Origin of the sequence: Streptomyces sp. NBC_00647 (assembly GCF_045207245.1) — a bacterium.
Taxonomy (GTDB): domain Bacteria; phylum Actinomycetota; class Actinomycetes; order Streptomycetales; family Streptomycetaceae; genus Streptomyces.
In genome coordinates this window covers 5,714,113-5,736,896 of record NZ_CP109040.1, presented here as the reverse complement: position 1 = coordinate 5,736,896, position 22,784 = coordinate 5,714,113, and the positions used below count along the sequence as shown (strand labels likewise).

Genomic DNA, 22,784 nt, shown 5'->3' with positions numbered 1-22,784 from the left:
GGGCTATGAGCAGCGCTTTCCCTTCTGCGGAGGGGTGCCCTGGAGGAGGTATCGGTTGATCGTGGAGTCGATGCAGGAGCTGCCGCGGCCGTAGGCGGTGTGGCCGTCCCCGACGTAGGTGAGGAGGGTCCCGGAGGAGAGCTGGGAGGCGAGGGACTGGGCCCAGGGGTACGGGGTCGCCGGGTCGCGGGTCGTGCCGACGACAAGGATCGGCGCCGCGCCCTTCGCCTCGATGCGGTGGGGTTCGCCGGTGTTCTTCACAGGCCAGTACGCGCAGTTCAGGGAGGCCCAGGCCAGGCCCTCACCGAAGACGGGGGACGCCTTCTCGAACGCGGGCAGCGACTCCTGCACCTGGTCCGGGCCGGAGAAGGCGGCCGGCAGGTCGAGGCAGTTGACGGCGGCGTTGGCGGACATCAGGTTGGCGTACTGGCCGTCGGCGTCCCGCTCGTAGTAGCTGTCGGAGAGGGCGAGCAGCCCCGCGCCGTCGTTCTGCTTCATCGCGGAGGTGAGCGCGTCGCGCAGCTGCGGCCACGCCGTCTCGTCGTACATCGCCGCGATCACCCCGGTCGTCGCGAGTGCCTCTCCCAGCTTGCGGCCGTCCGCGTCACCCGCCGGGATGGGCGTCTTGTCCAGTTGCTGGAAGAACGCCTTCAGGTTCCTGCCGACCTGGTCCGGGCTCGTCCCCGCGTCGCCCAGCGGGCAGTCGCTGTGCCGCACGCAGTCCTTCGCGAAGGACTGGAACGCCGTCTCGAACCCCGCCGTCTGCTCCTCGTTCAGCTTGCGCGCGGTCAGGGACGGGTCCAGCGCGCCGTCCAGCACCAGCCGGCCCGCCCGGTCCGGATAGAGGCCCGCGTACGTCGCCCCCAGGAACGTCCCGTACGACGCCCCCACGTAGTTCAGCTTCTTGTCCCCCAACACGGCCCGCAGAATGTCCATGTCGCGGGCGGCCTCGACGGTCGAGACATGCCGGAGCAGCTCGGGCGAGTGCGCGCCGCAGCCCTCGGCGAACTTCTTGAACGCCCCGACGAGCTGATCGGTCTCCCGTCCGTCGTCCGGCGTGGTGTCCGTCTGCGTGTACGCGTCCATCTCACGGCCCGTGAGGCACTCGACCGGCTCGCTGCGGGCCACTCCGCGCGGGTCGACCGCGACCATGTCGTAGCGGGCACGGACCTCCGCCGGGTAGCCGATCCCGGCGTACGCCTGGAGGTAGCCGATCGCCGAACCGCCCGGCCCTCCCGGGTTGACCAGCAGCGAACCCAACGGCTTGCCCGGTCCCGTGGCCTTCTTGCGGGAGACCGCCAGCCTGACGTCTCCCTCGCCCGGCTTGGCGTAGTCGCGCGGCGCCTTCATCGTGGCGCATTCGAAGCCGGGGACACCGCAGCTGCGCCAGTTCAGCTTCTGCTCGTAGTACGGCGAGAGCGCCGTCGGCGTGGCCCGCGGCAGCGCGGTGAGCACGGCACTTGTCGACGCGGCCGTCGTCGTGGAACTCCCCGAGGAGCAGGCGGAGATGAGCAGCGCCGCGGAGGCCAGCAGCACGCCGCTCCTGCGGAGGGATCGGGACGGCCGGGAAGTGCGCCTCATGTGCATCTCGCGAGCGTAACCTTGCGCGATCAATTGATCACCTTCAGTCGCCGAAGCGGCCCGTACGAGTGACTCGGTCAACCCTCCGCCGGAAGCGTCGCCTCCTGGCGGGACGGCCCTGCCCGGCGAAGGGCCTGCCGGGGCGCGCCCACGGGGATCAGCCCGCTCTCAGCGCCATGGTCATCGCCTCCACCGCGAGCAGCGGGGCGACGTTGCGGTCGAGTGCTTCCCGGCACGCGGCGATCGCGTCGATCCGGCGCAGGGTCGACTCCGGCGAGCTGCCCCGGGCCAGCCGCTCCAGTGTGTCCCCCGCCTCCGCGTTGGCGATGGCCAGGCGGGAGCCGAACTGGACGGCGAGTACGTCGCGGTAGAAGCCGGTGAGGTCGATCAGGGCCAGATCGAGGCTGTCGCGCTGCGTACGCGTTCTCCGGCGCTTCTGCCGGTCCTCGAGCTCCTTCATGACGCCCGCCGTGCCGCGCGGCATCCGGCCGCCCTGAGCGGCGCCGAGTGCCGTCTTCAGGTCCTCGGTCTCCTTGACGTCGACTTCCTCGGCGAGCGTCTTCGCGTCCTCCGAAGCCGTGTCGATCAGCTCCTGCGCCGCCTTGAGGCAGCCACCGACGTCGTCGATCCGCAGCGGGAGCTTGAGGACGGCGGCGCGCCGCTGACGGGCGCTCGGGTCCGTGGCGAGGCGACGGGCCCGCCCGATGTGGCCCTGCGTCGCGCGCGCGACGGCCGCGGCGACATCGGGCTCGATGCCGTCACGGCGTACGAGGATGTCGGCGACCGCTTCCACCGGCGGAGTGCGCAGCGTCAGAAGCCGGCAACGGGAGCGGATGGTGGGCAGGACGTCCTCGATGGACGGGGCGCAGAGGAGCCAGACCGTGCGGGGAGCGGGCTCCTCGACGGCCTTCAGCAGGACGTTGCCCGCGCCCTCCGTGAGACGGTCCGCGTCCTCCAGGACGATGACCTGCCAGCGGCCGACGGCCGGGGACAGCTGGGCGCGGCGGACCAGGTCGCGGGTCTCCTTGACGCCGATGGAGAGCAGGTCGGTGCGGACGACCTCCACATCGGCGTGGGTGCCGACCAGGCTCGTATGACAGCCGTCGCAGAACCCGCAGCCGGGAATTCCGCCGAGCGCGCGGTCGGGGCTCACGCACTGCAGCGCGGCCGCGAACGCGCGCGCCGCCGTGGAACGGCCCGAGCCGGGCGGACCCGTGAACAGCCAGGCGTGCGTCATCTTGGACGCCTCGGGGAGCGGGGCGCTCGCGGCGACGGCCGTGACGAGGGCGTCGGCGTCCCGGGCAGCGGCGGCGAGCTGCTCGCTCACCTTCTCCTGGCCCACCAGGTCGTCCCACACAGGCATGGGCTCCGCCCTTCCGTCGCACTTTGTCTTGCGTCGTCCATTGTGCGGGTCGCCACTGACAATGGCCGCCACGGGCGATCGGGCCCATCAGGCCCATCGGGCCACGGAGAGAGCCGAGCCGCCCGCGGCAGCTCCGTGACGACCGGCGACCGGGTACCGGCGACCAGGGCAGGTCCGGATGCGGGCCCGCACCAGTCCCCGGGTCCGGGCCGGCGCCAGTCCCCAGGTCCGGGCCAGGTCCAAGCCCGGGCCCGGGTCTGCGGTCCCGGGCCCGGGACCGCAGAAGCCTCGTCGGCCCCGCGACGCCCGGCACGCCCTAGCGGCGCCGCCCGCCGCGCCCCTGCCCCTCGTCCCAGTCCTCGTCGTCCTCGCGCGGGCCCAGCAGTTCGTCCGCCAGGGTCGGGAGGTCGTCGAGCGGGGTCTCCTCGGCCCAGTCGGGGCGGGGCCTGCGGCGCGGAGCACCCGTCTCGTCCACCTGCGGCAGTTCACGCGTGCGGTCGACGGGACCCTCGGGCCCCGCTGCCGGCCGCTCGTCGCGGAAGTAGCCCCGGGGCATCCGGTCCGCGGGATCGTCGGACGGCGCGTCGGCCCCGGCGCGTGGGTCCCGCACCGGAGGAAGGACCGCCGTTTCGTCGGCCGCGCGCGGGCCCGGGGAGACGGGCGGCAGCACCGCCGTCTCGTCGGCCGCTCCGCCCGGCACCGGCGGCTTCGGCAGCGTGGCCGTGTCCTCGACGTCGGAGCGGGACGCCGAGCGGGCCCCCGGACGTGTACCCGCGCGGCCCCCGCCCGGTCGTACAGGCGGCAGCACGGCGGTCTCGTCAGCCGGCCCGCCGGACGCCCGGTCGGTCACGACCGGCGTGGGCAGCGTCGTCTCGTTGTCCGGCACGGAGGCCGCCGCGGTCCGTGAACCCGCGGACCCGGACCCGGCAGCGGACGGAGACGGGGACGGGGATGCGGAGGCCGAGGCGGTCGAAGCCTCAGCGGCGTCGCGCCGTGTCGCGGCACCGGCGCCCGAACCGGTCGGGGCACCGGCCCGCGGACCCGCCCCGGTACCCGTCCCCGCGCTCGACACCGCGGCCTCGGCCGAAGCCGCCGCGGCCGCCGAAGCGGCAGCCGCCTCCGCGGCGAGCCGGCGGGCCTCCTCGGCCCGCAGCAACGCCTCCTCGGCCTTCCGCTGCTTCTCCACGCGGCGTGCCTCGGCCTCGGCACGCAGCCGCGCCTCCTCCTCGGCCTGCCTGCGCACCCGCTCCGCCTCGGCGGCACGGGCCTGTTCCTCGGCGAGAAGCCGGACCCGCTCCTCCTCGGCACGGCGGCGGGCCTCCTCGGCGCGCTGCCGGGCCTCCTCCGCCTGGCGCTCGGCCTCGCGCCGCTGAGCCTCTTCCAGCTCGCGCTGCTTGCGCTCCTCTTCCTCGGCGCGCAGTTTCGCGAGCTGTGCCTGGCGCTCGCGCTCCAGGCGCTCCTCCTCCGCCTTGCGGGCGGCCTCTTCCTCGGCCTTGCGCCGGGCTTCCTCCTCGGCCGCCCTGCGGGCCTCCTCCTGGGCCTTCACCTCGGCCTCGGAGAGGGGCAGCATCACGTCGAGCCGGTGCCGTACGACCGTGGTGACGGCCTCCGGCTCCTGCGCGGCGTCGACGACCAGATAGCGGCTCGGGTCGGCGGCGGCGAGCGTCAGGAAACCGGACCGCACGCGCGTGTGGAACTCGACCGGCTCCGACTCCAGCCGGTCGGGCGCCTCGGTGAACCGCTCGCGGGCCGCTTCGGGCGACACGTCCAGCAGAACCGTCAGATGCGGTACGAGTCCGTCCGTCGCCCAGCGGTTGATACGGGCGATCTCCGTCGGGGACAGGTCGCGGCCCGCGCCCTGGTAGGCCACGGAGGAGTCGATGTAACGGTCGGAGATGACGACGGCGCCGCGCTCCAGCGCGGGCCGCACCACCGTGTCGACGTGCTCCGCGCGGTCGGCGGCGTACAGCAGCGCCTCGGCGCGGTGCGAGAGACCCGCGGACGACACGTCCAGGAGGATCGAGCGCAGCCGCTTGCCGACCGGCGTGGCGCCCGGCTCGCGGGTCACCACGACCTCGTGGCCCTTGGCCCGGATCCAGTCGGCGAGCGCCTGCGCCTGAGTGGACTTGCCGGCGCCGTCGCCGCCCTCCAGGGCGATGAAGAAGCCGCTCGTCGCGGGTACCTGCGCCGGGTCGTCGCCGCCGCGCAGCGCGTCCATCAGGTCCTGGCGCAGCGGCACCCCGGACCGGTCGTCGACCTTGGCGAGCACCATGGCGGCGACGGGCAACAGGAGCGCGCCCACCAGCATCAGCGTGAAGGCGGCGCCGCCGTGCGCGAACACGAACTTGCCGTTCTCCAGGCGGTGCGGGCCGATCGCGGCGGCCACCAGCGGCGCCACGATCGCGCCGACCGCCACGAAGACCCGAACCACCGCGTGCAGGTGCTCGGTCGTGCGGGCGCGCCGGTAGTCCTCGGCCTCCTGGTCGAGCAGCGCGTGCCCGGTGTTGGCGGCGACACCCGCGCCGACGCCGGCGAAGGCCACGATCAGCAGCACGGTGGTGACGTCCGGTACGAGTCCGGCGACCAGCAGCGCGACCCCGGTGAAGGCGATCGCGATCGCGATCAGCCTGCGCCGCGACAGCGAGGGGAGCACCGAGGGGGCCGTACGGATACCGACGACGACACCGCCGGTCAGGGCCAGCACCAGCAGCCCGTACGTCACCGGTCCGCCGCCCAGGTCCTTGGCCTCCAGCACGGAGACGGCGACGGCGGCCGAGATCGCGCCGGCGACCGCGGCGCAGGCCGGCACCAGGAGCGGGATCGCGCCGGTGCGGCCCTTGTCGATGCCGGTGCCCGTCTTCGGACGGCGCAGTCCCTCGAGCGGCGACCGCGCGCGCGGGGTGCGGGCGTCGGGCAGTTCGAGGAAGGTGACCACCGACAGGGAGGCGGCGAACAGTCCGGCCGCGACGTACGAGGCGAGCGCGGCCTGGTGCTGGTCGAACCAGTCGATCCCGGCGCCCAGCAGGTTGCTGACGAGGGAGACGGCGACCAGGGCGGCGGCCGCGATCGGCACCGAGATGAACGCCGTACGCAGGGACAGCCGCCGGAGCGCGTCCATGTGGTCCGGCAGCGGGCGCACCGTGGCGCCTTCCAGCGGCGGGGCGGGCAGCAGCGCGGGTGCCGCACTCTCCCGGCACACCGTCCAGAACCGCTCGGCGACCCCGGTCACGAAGGCGATCACGAGGAGGATGGCGAGCGCGTTGTCCGGGGTCCAGTCGATGAACAGCGGCGCGACGATGAGGAGCGCGGCCCGCAGACCGTCGGCTCCGAGCATGGTCCAGCGCCGGTCGAGGAGCCCGTCCGGGGAGGTCAGCGACGTCAGGGGTCCGAGGAGTACGGCTCCGAAGAGCAGCGTCGCGAGGACGCGGACTCCGAAGACGGCCGCCACGGCGAGGGCGGCCCCGCGGTAGCCGCCGCCGAAGGAACCCTCGGAGATCGCCGCCTGGAGGGCGAGGACGACCAGGACGAGCAGGGCCAGCGCGTCCGCGACACCTCCCACGAGGTGTGCGCTCCACAACCGCTTCAACTGCGGTTGGCGCAGCAGCGCGCGAACGGCGCGCTCGCGTGAATCTGCGACCAGGGCGTCGTCGGGGGCCCGATTGTGGGCCGTTGGCTGCTCGGCTCGCGTCATCCTGCCAGCCTATCCGGACCCACTGACTCCCCGAAGGGGTGCCCGAACATACGGACGCCCCCACACCAAATGGTGTAGAGGCGTCCACTTCTCTGACGTGGAAGAAGTCAGCCTTCGGAGGCAGCCGTCTTCTTCGCGGCGGTCTTCTTGGCCGGCGCCTTCTTGGCGGCCGTCTTCGACGCCGTCGTCTTCTTGGCTGCGGTCTTCTTGGCCGTTGCCTTCTTGGCGGGCGCCTTCTTGGCGGTCGTCTTCTTCGCGGTCTTCTTGGCCGGACCCTTGGCACGCTTCTCGGCGAGCAGCTCGTAGCCGCGCTCCGGCGTGATGTCCTCGACGCTGTCGTCGGAGCGCAGGGTCGCGTTGGTCTCGCCGTCGGTCACGTACGGCCCGAAACGGCCGTCCTTGACCACGACCGGCTTTCCGCTGACCGGGTCCTCGCCCAGCTCCTTCAGCGGCGGCTTGGCGGCCGCGCGGCCCCGCTGCTTGGGCTGGGAGTAGATCTCCAGCGCCTCTTCGAGCGTGATGGTGAAGAGCTGGTCCTCGGCGGTGAGCGACCGCGAGTCCGTGCCCTTCTTCAGGTACGGCCCGTAACGGCCGTTCTGCGCGGTGATCTCGACACCTTCGGCGTCCTTGCCGACGACCCGCGGCAGGGACATCAGCTTGAGGGCGTCGTCCAGGGTCACCGTGTCGAGCGCCATCGACTTGAACAGCGAGGCGGTACGCGGCTTGACGGCGTTCTTGCCCGTCTTCGGGGTGCCCTCGGGGAGTACCTCCGTGACGTACGGGCCGTAGCGGCCGTCCCTGGCGATGATCTGGTGACCCGACTTCGGGTCGGCACCGAGCTCGAAGTCACCGCTCGGCTTGGCGAGCAGTTCCTCGGCGAGGTCGACCGTCAGCTCGTCCGGGGCCAGGTCCTCGGGCACGTCGGCGCGCTGGTGGTTCTCGGAGTCCTTCTCGCCGCGCTCGACGTACGGGCCGTAGCGGCCGACGCGCAGCACGATGTCGTTGCCGACCGGGAACGAGGACACCTCGCGGGCGTCGATGGCGCCCAGGTCGGTGACGAGTTCCTTGAGGCCGCCCAGGTGGTCGCCGTCGCCGTTGCCGGCCTCGGCGGCGCCGGTCGCCTCGCCCTCACCGAAGTAGAAGCGCCTCAGCCACGGCACGGCCTGCGCCTCACCGCGGGCGATGCGGTCGAGGTCGTCCTCCATCTTGGCGGTGAAGTCGTAGTCGACGAGCCGCCCGAAGTGCTTCTCCAGGAGGTTGACCACGGCGAACGACAAGAAGGAGGGCACCAGGGCCGTCCCCTTCTTGAAGACGTAACCGCGGTCGAGGATCGTGCCGATGATCGACGCGTACGTCGACGGGCGGCCGATCTCGCGCTCTTCGAGCTCCTTGACGAGGGACGCCTCGGTGTAGCGCGCCGGGGGCTTGGTGGCGTGCCCGTCGACGGTGATCTCCTCGACGGACAGCGAGTCGCCCTCACCGACCTGCGGGAGGCGGCGCTCGCGGTCGTCGAGCTCGGCGTTCGGGTCGTCCGCGCCCTCGACGTACGCCTTCAGGAAGCCGTGGAAGGTGATCGTCTTGCCGGACGCGCTGAACTCGGCGTCACGGCCGTCGGCCGCCCGGCCGGCGATCTTCACGGTGACGGAGTTGCCGACCGCGTCCTTCATCTGGGAGGCGACGGTGCGCTTCCAGATCAGCTCGTACAGCCTGAACTGGTCGCCGGTCAGTCCGGTCTCGGCCGGGGTGCGGAAACGATCACCCGAAGGACGGATCGCCTCGTGCGCCTCCTGCGCGTTCTTGACCTTCCCGGCGTACGTGCGCGGCTTGTCCGGCAGGTAGTCGGCGCCGTACAGCTGCGTGACCTGGGCACGGGCGGCGGTGACCGCCGTCTCCGACAGCGTCGTGGAGTCCGTACGCATGTAGGTGATGAAGCCGTTCTCGTACAGCTTCTGCGCCACCTGCATGGTCGCCTTCGCACCGAAGCCGAGCTTGCGCGAGGCCTCCTGCTGGAGCGTCGTCGTACGGAACGGCGCGTACGGCGAGCGGCGGTAGGGCTTGGACTCGACCGAGCGGACCGCGAAGTTCGTGTCCTGGAGGGCGGTGGCGAGCGCGCGGGCGTTCGTCTCGTCCAGGTGGAGCGTGTTCGCGCTCTTGATCTGGCCCAGCGAGTCGAAGTCGCGGCCCTGGGCGACGCGCTTGCCGTCGACCGAGGTGAGGCGGGCGATCAGGTTGGCCGGGTCGCTCGCGTCGCCGGCGCGGCCGGTGCCGAAGGTGCCGGTCAGGTCCCAGTACTCGGCGGAACGGAAGGCGATGCGCTCGCGCTCCCGCTCGACGACGAGCCGGGTCGCCACGGACTGGACGCGGCCCGCCGACAGCCGCGGCATGACCTTCTTCCACAGGACCGGCGAGACCTCGTAGCCGTAGAGGCGGTCGAGGATGCGGCGGGTCTCCTGGGCGTCGACCATGCGCTTGTTGAGCTCGCGCGGGTTGGCGACGGCACTGCGGATCGCGTCCTTGGTGATCTCGTGGAAGACCATCCGGTGGACGGGAACCTTGGGCTTCAGGACCTCCAGGAGGTGCCACGCGATGGCTTCGCCCTCGCGGTCCTCATCGGTGGCGAGGAAGAGTTCGTCGGAGTCCTTCAGCAGGTCCTTGAGCTTCTTGACCTGGGCCTTCTTGTCGGCGTTGACCACATAGATCGGCTGGAAGTCGTTTTCGACGTCCACACCGAGGCGGCGGACCTCACCGGTGTACTTCTCCGGGACCTCCGCGGCACCGTTGGGGAGGTCACGGATGTGCCCGACACTCGCTTCGACGACATAGCCGGGGCCGAGATAGCCCTTGATCGTCTTCGCCTTGGCAGGCGACTCGACGATGACGAGTCGGCGGCCGCCGTGTGCGGTGTCGCTGGTCGGGGACAACTTCGCTCTTCTCTCCGGTCGACGCGGAATCTCCTCGGGGCTTGTTTCCCGAGGGGTCGGGTCGTGCTGACGCTGCGGAGTGTGACGGTACATCCCGCCCCCGTGTCAAACGGGAAAAGCCCGCAACGGCCACTCGAACGGTAACCCGACTACCGCCATTCCTGCCGCCCGGAGTGCCGACCAGCTCTTTCGGGCCTATCCGGAGGGTAACTTCCCAGTTACCCGAGTCCCGGTCCTCACGCGCGGTCTCACACGCGCGTGAAGCACCACATTCCCAGCGCCAGCGCCCCGCTCCCGGCAACGCTGGAGAGGGTCGCCGATGCGACGCGGTTCACACCGTGGGCGACGGACTCGCCCTGCCGCACCCGGACCACGGTCCAGGCCAGGATTCCCCCTCCGAACAGGGTGAACACCGCCCCCGCGAAGATCGCCGGTCCGCTTTCCATGGTTCTGTCCTCCCGTGCCGAGCCTCAGGCTCGGGACGCTGACACGCCCCGGCAGCGGACGGGCGAACCCACGGTGAACACCTGGCGACCGGCGACCCATGGGGCGCCCACACCGCACCAGGCGCCGCCGCACGCCCGGTCGCCCTCTTCTCCTCGGCGCGGCCCGCCACGCCGACCCGACTGTGGCGAATCCGTCGTTGCCGTCCCCCTCCATCGCCCAGCCGGCCGAACACCTCCGCCTCCACCCCGGTCACCCGACGCGACATGAACCGACCACCGCGTAGCTTTCCCGCAACCGATCCCCTTCTTCTCGCCCTTTTCTTGCGGGCCATTTCCCCAAGCCTTTCCCAAGACCGAGCCCGCCTCGATATCCATGCCGATGCGGATCTCCGTCCCCTGTCCCTGTTCATGTCCATGCCTATGCCCATAGCCGCGGCTCGGCGGGGCGGACCCGGCGGTGTGCTGAGGATTCCGGCCGTGGTGATGACTGAACGGGAGAGCGCAGCCGATGAGGGAGGCGGAGGCGGCTGCGACAGAGGGGGAGACGGCGACAGAGGCGGAACGATGGGCCAGGGTTCACGGGACTCCGGCGGAGGCGCGACACCGCAGTCACCGCAGTCACCGCAGTCACCGCAGTCACCGCAGTCACCGAGGTGAACGGCACGCGCTGGAGAGATGGCCGGAAGCATCCGTCACCGAACGGATGTTGGCCTGTTTCCCATCCCTGGGGAGAACGCCGACCCGATCCTCGTGCAGGACGCCGCTCCGGTGCCTGTCGGAGCCCTTTCCCGACGCCGAGCCGACCCCTGCGTCGGCCTGGCCTCCAACCCAGCGCAGACCCGGCCCCGGCCCCGGCTCAGCCCAGGCCCAGGCTCAACCCAGGCCCCGGCTCAACCACCGCCCCCGCTCCCGCTCCCCGCCCCGAATCGCATCCCAACTCCAGCCCCAGCCCCCTACTCCACCGGCTCCAGGAACCCCTGCTCCACCAGCAGGCGGATCTGCGCGGGCGTCCGGTCGCGCAGCAACACCGGATCCTCGCCGACCAGTTGGGCGATGGCGTCGAGGATGCGCCCCGCGCTCAGCGTGCCGTCGCACACCCCGGCGAAGCCCGCGCCGACCGTGTCCACCTTGGTGGCCCGGCGCATTCCGCGGTGCTGACGCAGCACCACATGCTCCGGGTCCTCGGCGCCGGGCAGTCCGACCTGCTCCTGCACGACCTCCGCCACGAGCCTGAAGTGGCCGGCGAGCAGACCCGCGTCGTCGTGGCGCCTCAGATAGTCGAGCCGGTCGAAGTGCGCGCGCACGGCCTCGCCGAGCGGCTGCTCGACCGAGTGCGGCCACTCCTCGACCGTGATCGAGGGCTCGGCGGCCGCTGTCCTGCGCAGCGTGATCCATCCGAAGCCGACGGACTTCACCTTGCGCGCCTCGAACTCGTCGAGCCACGCGTCGTAGCGCGCCTGGTAGTCGGCCGGGTCGGCACGGTGGTCACCCGCGTCGCGCAGCCACAACTCCGCGTACTGCGTGACGTCCTGCACCTCGCGCTGCACGATCCAGGCGTCGCAGCCGCGCGGCACCCAGGAGCGCAGCCGGTCCTGCCAGTCCTCGCCTTCCACGTGCTGCCAGTTGGCCAGGAACTGGGCGTACCCCCCTTCGTTCAGCCGGTCCCCCGACTCCTGAACGAGCGTGCGGCACAGATCGTCCCCGCCCATTCCGCCGTCGCGGTACGTCAGCCGGGCGCCCGGCGAGATCACGAAGGGCGGGTTCGAGACGATCAGGTCGTACGTCTCGTCGGCGTGAACGGGCTCGAAGAGGGAGCCCTCGCGCAGGTCGGCGGCCGGGGCCCCGGAGAGGGCGAGGGTGAGCGCGGTGATGTGCAGCGCGCGGGGATTCAGGTCGGTCGCGGTCACACGCGTGGCGTGCTGCGCGACGTGCAGGGCCTGGATTCCGGAGCCGGTGCCGAGGTCGAGCGCGGAGTGGACGGGCGTGCGCACGGTGATGCCGGCGAGGGTCGTGGAGGCGCCTCCCACGCCCAGGACGACACCTTCCTCCCGGCTGCCGATGCCGCCGGCACCGCCGACGGCGCATCCGAGGTCGGACACGATGAACCAGTCCTCGCCGTCGGGCCCGCCGTAGGGCCGGATGTCGACGGTCGCCGCGACCTCGTCCCCGCCCGTCCGGGTCAGCCAGCCGCTCTCCAGGGCCTCCTCGACGGGCAGCACGTCCACCACGCGCGCGTGCGGCACGGGCTGCTGCAGCAGGAACAGCCGTACGAGCGTCTCCAACGGTGTGTCCCCACGGGTCGCCCGGAGGGCGGGCACGGTCTCGCTGCGTGCCAGCGCCGTGTAGGCGGGGGCGCCGAGCAGGTCGAGCAGGCCGTCGGCGGTGAAGGAGGCGTCGAGCAGGGCGCTCCGCAGCCGAGCGGCGACATCGGCGCGATCGGACGAGGGCAACGGTGACAGGCTGGTGTGACTCACGCCTCCCATTGTGTCCGCTATCGCCCACCGGCACCCACACCTGTGGACAGAGCCTCACGGTGTGGACAGTGCATGCCGAGAGCCCGGCACGCACCCGCGCCGGGCTCTCATTCGGCCGACCAGACGATCATCGCCGAGGGGGCTCCTCCTCGGAGCTCCCTTCTCGGCAGCCGACGGGGAGTCCCCTCGGCCACCGTCGCGGGCTCCTCCGGAGACTCAGCCCTTGGCGGTAGCCGGGGACCCGGAAGCCGACTTGCAGCTCGTCTGCTGGGCCATCGCCTGTCCCACGTCGCCCTCCTCCAGCTTCTTCAGGGCGTCGTTCCCGCTCTGGCTCAGCTTGTCGAGCTGGGTCGCGATGTCCTTGAGGCCGTCGGCGAACTTGGCCTGGTCCTTGGTGTCGAGCTTGTCGACCTGCGCCTTCAGGTCGCCGTACGACGCGGAGATGTCGTTGAGTTCCTTGACCGCGTTGGTCTGCTTCGTCTTCCCGCCGTCGACGTTCGGCGCTCCCGCGTTGTCGACGGCGCTGCCGATCGCCTTGTAGGCGTCGGACATGTCCTGGAAGGCCTGTGCGTCTGTGTTCTGGACGTCTTCCGGCGTGCTGTTGTCCGAGGTCTGCTTCTGGATCGCGGCGTTCGCGGCCTCGATCTTCTGCGCCTGCGGCTTCACCGCGTCACAGACCTGCTTGGCCCAGGAGTCCAGCTTGTCGTTGCCGTTGTCGTCGCTGCTGCTGCATCCCGACAGCGCGAGTACCAGTACCGCACCGCCGGACAGTACGGCCGCGAGCTTCTTGTTCACCGGTTTGGTCCCTTCCATGGCCCTCGGCCCCGGAACATACACGCCATGTGGGCGACACTCATATGTCGAATGTCCGCTAAGACACTTATTAAAGCCATTTGCACCAAGCGAGAGAAGGCTCACGACGAGGGTGTGAACACACACAGGGCGGGCGCGCAGCGCGTCAACACGCGCCGTGCACCCGCCCGTTGGCCCCTTCCCTGACCTGGCACGGAAAATCCGTACCGCATCAGGCGCGGAACCTGTGAGCTAGGAAACCACCGCCGGATCGGCCGACTTGGCGACCCCTTCGTCGTTGTCCTCCTCATCTCCCATGACGATCCCGCGCCGCTTGGAGATGTACACCGCACCCACGATCACGAGGATCGCGAAGACGGCGATGAACACCCGTACACCGACGCTCTTGTCGTCGCCGTACGAGAACTTGACGATCGCCGGAGCGATCAGCAGCGACACCAGGTTCATGACCTTCAGCAGCGGGTTGATCGCGGGGCCCGCCGTGTCCTTGAAGGGGTCACCGACCGTGTCGCCGATCACCGTCGCGGCGTGGGCCTCGCTGCCCTTGCCGCCGTAGTGGCCGTCCTCGACCAGTTTCTTGGCGTTGTCCCACGCGCCACCGGAGTTGGCGAGGAAGACGGCCATCAGCGTGCCGGTGCCGATGGCGCCCGCGAGGAACGAGCCGAGCGCGCCGACACCGAGCGTGAACCCGATGGCGATCGGCGTGAGCACCGCGAGCAGGCCTGGTGTGGCCAGTTCGCGCAGCGCGTCCTTGGTGCAGATGTCGACGACCCGCCCGTACTCGGGCTTCTCGGAGTAGTCCATGATCCCGGGGTGCTCGCGGAACTGCCGCCGCACCTCGTAGACCACCGCTCCGGCGGACCGCGACACCGCGTTGATCGCCAGCCCCGAGAAGAGGAAGACGACCGCGGCGCCCGCGATGAGACCCACCAGGTTGTTGGGCTGCGAGATGTCCATCATCAGGTTCATCGGCGCGCCGGGGCCGGAGACCTTCTCGCCCACGTCGCTCGCGGCCGTCGTGATCGCGTCACGGTACGAGCCGAAGAGGGCCGAGGCCGCGAGGACCGCGGTGGCGATGGCGATGCCCTTGGTGATGGCCTTGGTGGTGTTCCCGACGGCGTCCAGGTCGGTGAGCACCTGCGCGCCCGCGCCCTCGACGTCGCCGGACATCTCTGCGATGCCCTGCGCGTTGTCGGAGACGGGACCGAACGTGTCCATCGCGACGATGACACCGACCGTGGTGAGCAGGCCGGTTCCGGCGAGCGCCACCGCGAACAGCGCCAGCATGATCGACGTACCGCCCAGCAGGAACGCCCCGTACACGCCGAGGCCGATCAACAGAGCGGTGTAGACGGCCGATTCGAGACCGATGGAGATGCCGGCGAGGACGACGGTGGCCGCGCCGGTCAGCGAACTCTTGCCGATGTCCCGCACGGGACGGCGGGTTGTCTCGGTGAAGTAGCCGGTCAACTGCTGGATGAGAGCGGCCAGCAGGATGCCGATCGCGACGGCGACGACCGCGAGGATCCGCGGATCGCCGTCCTTGGCCCTGATGGCCGCGTCCGTGACACCTTCCAGTTCGGCGTAGGTCCCCGGGAGGTAGATGTAGACGGCCAGGGCGACCAGCACGAGCGAGATCGCCGCGGAGATGAAGAAACCACGGTTGATCGCGGACATGCCGCTGCGGTCGGAGCGCCGGGGCGCCACCGCGAAGATGCCGATCATCGCGGTGAGTACGCCGATCGCGGGCACGATCAGCGGGAACGCGAGCCCGGAGTCGCCGAACGCCACCTTGCCGAGGATCAGCGCGGCGACGAGCGTGACGGCGTACGACTCGAAGAGGTCCGCGGCCATACCGGCGCAGTCGCCGACGTTGTCGCCCACGTTGTCGGCGATGGTCGCGGCATTGCGCGGGTCGTCCTCCGGGATGCCCTGCTCGACCTTGCCGACCAGGTCGGCGCCGACGTCGGCGGCCTTGGTGAAGATGCCGCCGCCGACACGCATGAACATGGCGATCAGGGCCGCGCCGAGGCCGAAGCCCTCCAGGACCTTCGGCGCGTCGGCCGCGTACACGAGCACCACACAGGAGGCGCCCAGCAGACCGAGCCCCACCGTGAACATGCCGACGACGCCGCCGGTGCGGAAAGCGATCTTCATGGCTTTGTGCGAGACAGCGGTGAGATCCTTTTCGGGCTCACCCTCCGCCGGAGTCGCTTCCCGTGCCGCGGCGGCCACGCGGACATTGCTCCGTACGGCGAGCCACATACCGATATAACCGGTGGTCGCCGAGAACACCGCGCCGATCAAGAAGAAGATCGACCGTCCGGCGCGCTGATTCCAGTCGTCCGCGGGCAGCAGCATGAGCAGGAAGAACACCACGGCGGCGAATACGCCGAGCGTACGCATCTGACGTCCCAGGTAGGCATTCGCACCTTCCTGGATCGCCGTCGCGATCTCCTTCATGCTGTCGGTGCCCTCGCCTGCCGCGAGAACCTGGCGGACCAGGATCCCGGCGACCACGAGCGCCGCCACGGCGACAACCGCGATGACCATCACGATGAGACGGTTGTCGTCCGTCAGAACCGCGGCCGCGAGGGTTGTGGGGTGGTCAAACTGATGAGGGGTAGAAAGCCCCGCCATTCGTCCTCCTTGACGCTTGGGCTGAGCTCAAGATGTGGACGGATTGTAGGTACCGGAACCTGATCAAAACAGTGCGCGGTAAGCGGAATTAGTCTTCACATGCTCTTCAGCAAATGATCGACAGGCACCCACGGAACCCGAAAGCAGTAATGCCCCAGAAGCGTTGACGCTTGATCCAATTATCACGCGAGTGATCGTGAATGAATTCACGAAACGCCGTGCACGATCAACTCGGGGACGCGCGCAAGAGCCCTGACATGCCGGCCCGGACATGCCGAAGGGCCCCACCGAGTAGGGCCCTTCGGGGCAAGAAACAGGGGCGGCTGTCAGGAAAGAGCCACGGCCGGCGGCGTAGTGGGCCAGCTCATCCTGATCAGTCCGCCATGTTCACCGGCGGTGACTTCCACATCGTCGACGAGGCCGCTGATGACCGCGAGGCCCATCTCGTCCTCCTCGGTTTCCGCGTCCGAACCACCGGAAGCGGCGCCGGGCGCCGCTCCTCCGGGCACCGAACCCGGCGCCTCGTCACCGACCTCGATGGAGAACTGCTTCTCCTCCTCGATCAGCGTCACCTGCACCGGCGCCAAGATGCCGTTGCTCTGGTGCAGTCCGACGGCACGAGTACAGGCCTCGCCGACGGCGAGCCTGACCTCGTCGAGTACGGCCTCGTCCACTCCGGCCCTGCGCGCCACCGCTGCCGCCACCAGTCGGGCGGTCCTGACGTGCTCGGGCAGCGCGCTGAAGCGGAGTTCAACGGTGGCCATGCATCCCCCTCTGAACTACGGGCGTGCTGTCAGGGGGCCGGGCCGTGGGCCCGGTCCCCCACTGCTGCGAAGCCGGGCCCACGACCCGGGAGACCGGTGGTCAGTCGGTCGCGTTGACCGCCTCCTCCACCGAGGTGTGAATCGGGAACACCTTGGTGAGACCAGTAATACGGAAGATCTTCAGAATGCGCTCCTGGTTGCAGACCAGACGCAGCGAGCCCTCATGGGCCCGTACGCGCTTCAGGCCGCCCACCAGCACGCCCAGACCGGTGGAGTCGAGGAAGTCCACGCCCTCCATGTCGACGACGAGGTGGAAGCTGCCGTCGTTCACCAGCTCGACCAGCTGCTCCCGCAGCTTGGGCGCGGTATATACATCGATTTCGCCGCCGACCTCGACGACCGTACGGTCGCCATTAGGGCCGGACACATTGCGAGTCGACAGGGACAGGTCCACGGATCCTCCAGCACCTTGCTATCGAGCGGTCGCCCCATGGGACACCTCGGCAGAGCCCCCGGGACGGTTCGCCAGCCGCGATGGCATTCAATCACTTACCGGCAGGCGTGCACGACGCCTTGAGCCCATTGTCCGTCACGCCAGTGACACACTCGATGCCGATGGCCAAGAATCACCGATCCGATCGATCCTCGACGGACACAGTTTCCCGCCCCTCGCCGAGCACCGTCCTGGACCGGCTCGCCTCGGGGCCGAGCCGGGCTTCGCGCATCACTCATACGGAGCACTTGCCCCCGCGAGCGGGTCGCCATGCCGTCTGGCCCGACCGGATCCGTTCCGAGGTCATCGCCGCGGTGCAGGCCGCGGGCATCGAACACCCCTGGGCCCACCAGGCACAGGCCGCCGAGCACGCCCTCGACGGCGAGTCGGTGATCGTCGCCACCGGCACCGCCTCGGGCAAGTCCCTGGCCTACCTCGCCCCGGTCCTGACGGCCCTCCTGGACGGCTCCGAGGCCCCGAACGGCCGGGGTGCCACCGCCCTCTATCTGGCCCCCACCAAGGCCCTGGCGGCCGACCAGCGCCGCTCCGTGAAGGAACTTTCACAACCTCTGGGCAATGCCGTACGCCCAGCCGTGTACGACGGCGACACGCCCTTCGAGGAACGCGAATGGGTACGGCAGTACGCCAACTACGTCCTGACCAACCCCGACATGCTGCACCGCGGGATATTGCCCTCCCACCCCCGCTGGTCCTCCTTCCTGCGCGCCCTGCGCTACGTCGTCATCGACGAATGCCACACCTACCGCGGCGTCTTCGGCTCCCACGTCGCCCAGGTGCTGCGCCGCCTGCGCCGCCTGTGCGCCCGCTACGGCGCCTCTCCCGTCTTCCTGCTGGCCTCCGCGACCGCCGCCGAGCCCTCGGTCGCCGCGCGCCGCCTGACCGGCCTCCCGGTGGTCGAGGTCGCCGACGACGCCTCCCCCCGAGGGGAACTGGTGTTCGCCCTGTGGGAGCCCCCGCTCACCGAACTGCACGGCGAGAAAGGTGCACCCGTCCGGCGTACCGCAACCGCCGAAACGGCCGACCTGCTGACCGACCTCACCATCCAGGGCATGCGCTCGATCGCCTTCGTACGATCCCGCCGTGGCGCCGAACTGATCTCGGTGATCGCCCAGGAACGCCTCGCCGAGATCGACCGCTCACTCGTCCGCCGCGTCGCCGCCTACCGCGGTGGCTACCTCCCCGAGGAACGCCGCGCCCTGGAACGCGCGCTGCACTCCGGCGAACTCCTCGGCCTCGCGGCCACCACCGCCCTCGAACTCGGCGTCGACGTCTCCGGCCTCGACGCCGTCGTGATCGCCGGCTACCCGGGCACCCGCGCCTCCCTCTGGCAGCAGGCGGGCCGCGCGGGCCGCTCCGGGCAGGGCGCCCTGGCGATCCTGGTCGCCCGCGACGACCCGCTGGACACGTTCCTCGTCCACCACCCCGAGGCACTGTTCGACCAACCGGTGGAATCCACGGTCCTCGACCCCGACAACCCGTACGTCCTGGCCCCTCACCTGTGCGCCGCCGCCTCCGAGATCCCGCTCACGGAGGACGACCTGGAGCTGTTCGGCCCCGCCACCGCCGGTCTGCTGCCGCAGCTGGAGGCCGCGAAGCTGCTCCGTCGCCGGGCGACGGCCTGGCACTGGACGCGCCGGGAGCGGGCCGCCGACCTGACCGACATCCGCGGGGGCGGCGGCAGCCCCGTGCAGATCGTCGAGTCCGGGACCGGGCGCCTGCTCGGCACGGTCGACGAGGCCGCCGCGCACACGGCCGTCCACGAGGGCGCGGTCCATCTTCACCAGGGCCGTACGTACCTGGTGCGCAAGCTGGACCTGGAGGACTCCGTCGCACTGGTCGAGGAGGCCAGCCCGCCGTATTCGACCGTCGCCCGCGACACCACGTCCATCTCCGTGCTCGAGACCGACGTCGAAGTCCCCTGGGGCGAGGGCCGGTTGTGCTACGGCTCCGTCGAGGTCACCAACCAAGTCGTCTCCTTCCTGCGTCGACGCGTCATCACCGGTGAGGTTCTCGGCGAGACGAAACTCGACCTCCCTCCTCGTACGCTCCGCACCCGTGCCGTCTGGTGGACGGTCACCGAGGACCAATTGGACGCGGCCCGGATCAACCCGGAGATCCTCGGCGGCGCCCTGCACGCCGCCGAGCACGCCTCGATCGGCATGCTGCCGCTCTTCGCCACCTGCGACCGCTGGGACATCGGCGGCGTCTCCGTCCCCCTCCACCCGGACACACTCCTGCCGACCGTCTTCGTCTACGACGGCCACCCGGGCGGCGCCGGATTCGCCGAGCGCGCCTTCCACACGGCCCGCTCCTGGCTCACGGCCACCCGTCAGGCCATCGCCTCCTGCGAGTGCGAGGCCGGCTGCCCTTCCTGCATCCAGTCCCCCAAGTGCGGCAACGGGAACGACCCCCTGCACAAACGAGGCGCCGTACGCCTGCTCACCGAATTGCTGCGAGCGGCGCCGGAGGAGTCAGAGCCGGAAGAGGGCCGGAGGAGTGAGAGCCGGAGGGGTGAGAGCCGGGACAGTGAGGGCGCGGAGTCGGGGTTGGGTGCGCCGGGGGTGAGAGCTCAGGACCAGACGGCCGAGGGCTCAGGGCCGGAAGAGTGAAAGCCGCGTGCGCGAGGGCCGAGCACCGAGGAGCCGAGCACCGAGGAAGTGAGGGCCGAGCCCGAGGAAGACGGTTCGCAGGATCTCTAACCGCCGGGCTCCGGCCCGCGGATGCCGCGGGCCCCACGGATCCTGAAGATCCGCCTGAAGATGCCGCAGGCCCCGCAGGTCCGCCCGCCGGTCCCGCCCTCGATCTGACCTCCGCCGTGAACGGCCCCTTTCCGGATGCCGCCGTCACGTCCGAGATCTCGCCCTCGACCGCGCACCGGACGAGCCGCGCGCTCTGCGCCCGGGCCACGCGGTCGGCGCGGGCGCAGGCCACCGCGCCGCCGTCGCTCCAGTGGTCCGCCGCGGCGAGGGCCGCCAAGTCGGCCGCCCCCGCTGCCCGGTGCCGCACCACGACGGCCTGCCCCATCGCCAGAACCGCTCCGAAGACGGCGCACAGCACAGCGATCGCACCCACCGTCCAGACGGTCGCCGATCCTCTGTCCGAGGCCGCACGCCACCGCGCACACCAGCGGCTCAGAACGGATGACGACACCCATCGCCCGCTCCGCCGGCGATTCCAGCGCCTCATCTCCCGGCCACCCCCACCGTCTCCTCCGCCAGCGCCACCGCCTCGTCGCTCAGTTCCAGGGACAGCGCGGCGGGCCCCGGCGTACTCGCACCGACCCTCACCCTGACCAGATCCGCCTCCCGGCTCACCGTGACCCTCGCGCCGGGCGGGGCGGCCCGGCGGGTCGTCGCCAGGACCGCTTCCGGTGAGTCCTGACGCGCCGCCGCCCGGGCGCCCGCCCTCGCCGCGTCCACGCACTGGATCTGCGCGGACGCGGCGAGCAGGGCCCAGACCAGCGCCATGCCGACGAGCACCAGCGAGGGCAGCACCACAGCGGCCTCAGCCGTTACGAATCCACCGTCTCGACGCCTGACCGGTCCGACCCTCAACAGGCCTGTCCGCAAGCCCCGTTCACATCTGGACATTGAGCGCCCGCCCCACGATGCCCTGCAGTTCCTCACCGACCTGCCCGCTCGTCACGACCTTGTAGAGCGCGGCCGCGAAGGCCACCGCGGCGATGACACCCACCGCATACTCGGAAGTGACCATTCCCCTGTCCCTCCGCACCACCGACGCCAGCAGCCGGACCCGAGTCCGAACCCGCCCTCGCCCTTGCTCTCGTCCCTGCGCTCGTTCCTGCGCTCGTGCTTGTCCGAGAACTCGTACCGTCCTGCGCATTTCAACCCCCGTAAGGTCCGGGCCTGTCGGCCATTTCGTCCACCTGTCATTCACCGCTCGCCGCACCTGTCGCTCGTCAGCCACCGCCCCCTCGCAGCAACCCGCCGGCCAGCCCGATCACCACGGGCAGCACGCCGATCGCGAGGAAAGCGGGCAGAAAACAGAGCCCCACGGGCGCGGTGACCATGACGGCCGCCCGGCGTGCCCGCGCCGTCGCGGCGCGTCCCCACTCGGCTCTGGCCTCCGCCGCGAGCCGGCCGACGGGCACAGCCGCCGGTACGCCCGACTCGCCCGCCCGCTCCAGCAGACGCGCCAACCCGTGGGCACCCGGTATCGACGCCAGGCTCCGCCACGCATCGACCGGTTCACCCCCGAGCCGCACCTCCGCCGCACCCCGCGCCAGCCGTTCACCCACCGGTCCGCCCAGGGCCTCGCCGACGGCCTGTGCCGCCGCCACAGGGCTCGCCCCTGCCGCGATACATGCGGCCACCAAGTCGGCAGCGAGCGGTAGTTGGCGAGCTGCCCGCGTCCTGTCGTACTCCTCCAGCGGCGCCGGATTCCGCCGTCGGCGCCACCGTCGGAGCCCGAATCCGGCCACCAGTCCCACCAGAATTCCGGGGAGACCTCCGATCAGGACCCAGCCTGCGCACGCCACACCCAGCACGGGCAGCCACTGTCGGCCGTAGCCCCGTACGTCGTGGCGCCTCGGCGACGGCGCCGTCTTGCGGCTCAGCAACGCGGCCAGCCGCTGTCGTGCTCTCCTCTCGCGCCGCACTGCCCCGAACCAGCGGGCCGACGAGCCGGCCAGGAGCAGTCCGCACACAACTACCCCCAGCCTGTGGACAACTTCCGCGCTCATGCCGTCTCCGCTCCTCGGACGATCCTCAGCGCCCACCACATCCCCACGCCCTCCAGCACGCCGCCCACCAGCAGACAGCCCAGCCCGGGACGGGTGTGCAACAGCACGTGCAGCGGGTCCGCGCCGAGCGCGGTGCCGAGCAGCAGACCGAGGACCGGCAGACCCGCGAGCATCGAGGCCGTCGAGCGCGACCCGGCCAACTGGGCGCGCATGTCCGCTCTTTGATCGCGCTCGGCGCGCAGCGCGCCTTCCAGACGGTCGAGACCCGCCGCGAGTCCCGCACCCCGGTCCACGGCCACGCGCCAGCACGCGGCGAGCCCCACCAGACCGTCGGCGCCGGGTTGCCGCGCCGCCTCGGTGAGCGCACCCGGCACGTCCCCGCCGAACCGCGCCGCGGCCAGCACCACCGGCTGCGCGTCACCGAGTCCGTCCGAGTCACGCACGGCTCCGAGCAGCGCCTCGCCGGGCTGATGTCCGGCCCTCACCTCGCCGGCGACGGCACCGCACAGGGCGATCACCGTGTCACCGCGCCTCTCCCGCTCCCGCCGGGCCTCTCCCGCCCGCCGTACCCTCCCCAGCAGCGGCACGCCGGCCGTCCCGAGGAGAAGCGGCAGTACCGAGGCGCCCAGCACCGCGATCACCGATCCCGCCACCAGAGACCAGAGTTCGGGCCGCATCCGCCCGCGCAATCGCCGCCAGTCGACAAGGACCCGTTCCCACCGGTGCGGCCCCGTCGCCGCCCCGCCACCCGCGAGCAGCAGTCTCGCTCTGCGTGCCCCCGAGTCCCGCCCGCCGATCATCCAGGCCGCGATCCCGGCACACGCCATGGCCGCTCCGGCGGGCGCGTCCGTCATCTCACCGATCCCCATCCCGCT

General features: G+C 71.1%; 15 protein-coding genes and 1 pseudogene. 1 reads left to right on the top strand and 15 read right to left on the bottom strand.

Translation table 11 applies throughout. From position 1 onward, the window contains the following. Positions 1-3: 3 nt before the first annotated feature. From OG788_RS25210 to bldG, 10 genes are all read right to left on the bottom strand, one after another. Positions 4-1,587 carry an alpha/beta hydrolase gene (locus OG788_RS25210; RefSeq protein ID WP_406373612.1) on the bottom strand — a complete coding sequence of 528 codons (1,584 nt, stop codon included), beginning with the start codon at positions 1,585-1,587 and terminating at the stop codon, positions 4-6. Positions 1,588-1,738: 151 nt separating this feature from the next. Then, complete coding sequence (locus OG788_RS25205) at positions 1,739-2,944, bottom strand: DNA polymerase III subunit delta' (protein ID WP_356752080.1); 1,206 nt, start codon at positions 2,942-2,944, stop codon at positions 1,739-1,741. A gap of 316 nt (positions 2,945-3,260) precedes the next feature. Continuing rightward, positions 3,261-6,635 carry a dTMP kinase gene (tmk, locus tag OG788_RS25200; protein ID WP_406373609.1) on the bottom strand — a complete coding sequence of 1,125 codons (3,375 nt, stop codon included), beginning with the start codon at positions 6,633-6,635 and terminating at the stop codon, positions 3,261-3,263. A 107-nt stretch (positions 6,636-6,742) separates the two neighbouring features. Next, the gene (gene topA, locus OG788_RS25195) at positions 6,743-9,556 is read right to left on the bottom strand and encodes a type I DNA topoisomerase (protein WP_406373608.1); all 2,814 of its coding nucleotides are present in this window, start codon (positions 9,554-9,556) and stop codon (positions 6,743-6,745) included. Positions 9,557-9,804: 248 nt separating this feature from the next. Further along, positions 9,805-10,002 (bottom strand): hypothetical protein, encoded by a 198-nt coding sequence (locus OG788_RS25190; RefSeq protein WP_356752085.1) that lies wholly within the window; start codon positions 10,000-10,002, stop codon positions 9,805-9,807. 953 nt (positions 10,003-10,955) lie between these two features. After that, the gene (locus OG788_RS25185; RefSeq protein ID WP_406373606.1) at positions 10,956-12,485 is read right to left on the bottom strand and encodes a methyltransferase; all 1,530 of its coding nucleotides are present in this window, start codon (positions 12,483-12,485) and stop codon (positions 10,956-10,958) included. 207 nt (positions 12,486-12,692) lie between these two features. Next, entirely contained in the window at positions 12,693-13,289 is a 597-nt protein-coding gene (locus OG788_RS25180; protein ID WP_406373605.1) for a small secreted protein, read from the bottom strand. Positions 13,290-13,520: 231 nt separating this feature from the next. Further along, positions 13,521-15,929: a sodium-translocating pyrophosphatase gene (locus OG788_RS25175; protein WP_406373603.1), complete on the bottom strand. Its 2,409-nt coding sequence runs from the start codon at positions 15,927-15,929 to the stop codon at positions 13,521-13,523. Between the two features lie 326 nt (positions 15,930-16,255). After that, positions 16,256-16,693, bottom strand: coding sequence for an ATP-binding protein (locus tag OG788_RS25170; RefSeq protein ID WP_356752093.1), 438 nt, complete (start codon positions 16,691-16,693; stop codon positions 16,256-16,258). A 100-nt stretch (positions 16,694-16,793) separates the two neighbouring features. Further along, on the bottom strand, positions 16,794-17,147 hold the full coding sequence (bldG, locus tag OG788_RS25165; protein WP_028799135.1) for an anti-sigma factor antagonist BldG: 354 nt from the start codon (positions 17,145-17,147) through the stop codon (positions 16,794-16,796). 80 nt (positions 17,148-17,227) lie between these two features. On the opposite strand from bldG, the gene OG788_RS25160 reads away from it, so the two are divergent. After that, the gene (locus tag OG788_RS25160; protein WP_406373602.1) at positions 17,228-19,816 is read left to right on the top strand and encodes a DEAD/DEAH box helicase; all 2,589 of its coding nucleotides are present in this window, start codon (positions 17,228-17,230) and stop codon (positions 19,814-19,816) included. Positions 19,817-19,973: 157 nt separating this feature from the next. Here OG788_RS25160 and OG788_RS25155 read toward each other — a convergent pair. The 5 genes and pseudogenes from OG788_RS25155 to OG788_RS25135 all read right to left on the bottom strand — a co-directional run. Continuing rightward, positions 19,974-20,357: pseudogene (locus OG788_RS25155) on the bottom strand (Rv3654c family TadE-like protein); the annotation flags it as partial. A gap of 32 nt (positions 20,358-20,389) precedes the next feature. Further along, positions 20,390-20,797, bottom strand: coding sequence for a TadE family type IV pilus minor pilin (locus tag OG788_RS25150; RefSeq protein WP_406373600.1), 408 nt, complete (start codon positions 20,795-20,797; stop codon positions 20,390-20,392). Next, positions 20,784-20,921 carry a DUF4244 domain-containing protein gene (locus OG788_RS25145; RefSeq protein WP_382783924.1) on the bottom strand — a complete coding sequence of 46 codons (138 nt, stop codon included), beginning with the start codon at positions 20,919-20,921 and terminating at the stop codon, positions 20,784-20,786. Before OG788_RS25145 ends, OG788_RS25150 begins: the two co-directional genes overlap by 14 nt. 205 nt (positions 20,922-21,126) lie before the next feature. After that, a complete protein-coding gene (locus OG788_RS25140) occupies positions 21,127-21,909 on the bottom strand; it encodes a type II secretion system F family protein (protein WP_406373599.1) in 783 nt (260 codons plus the stop codon). Further along, positions 21,906-22,763 (bottom strand): type II secretion system F family protein, encoded by an 858-nt coding sequence (locus tag OG788_RS25135; RefSeq protein ID WP_406373597.1) that lies wholly within the window; start codon positions 22,761-22,763, stop codon positions 21,906-21,908. The genes OG788_RS25140 and OG788_RS25135 overlap by 4 nt, the downstream gene beginning before the upstream one ends. Positions 22,764-22,784 lie beyond the last annotated feature (21 nt).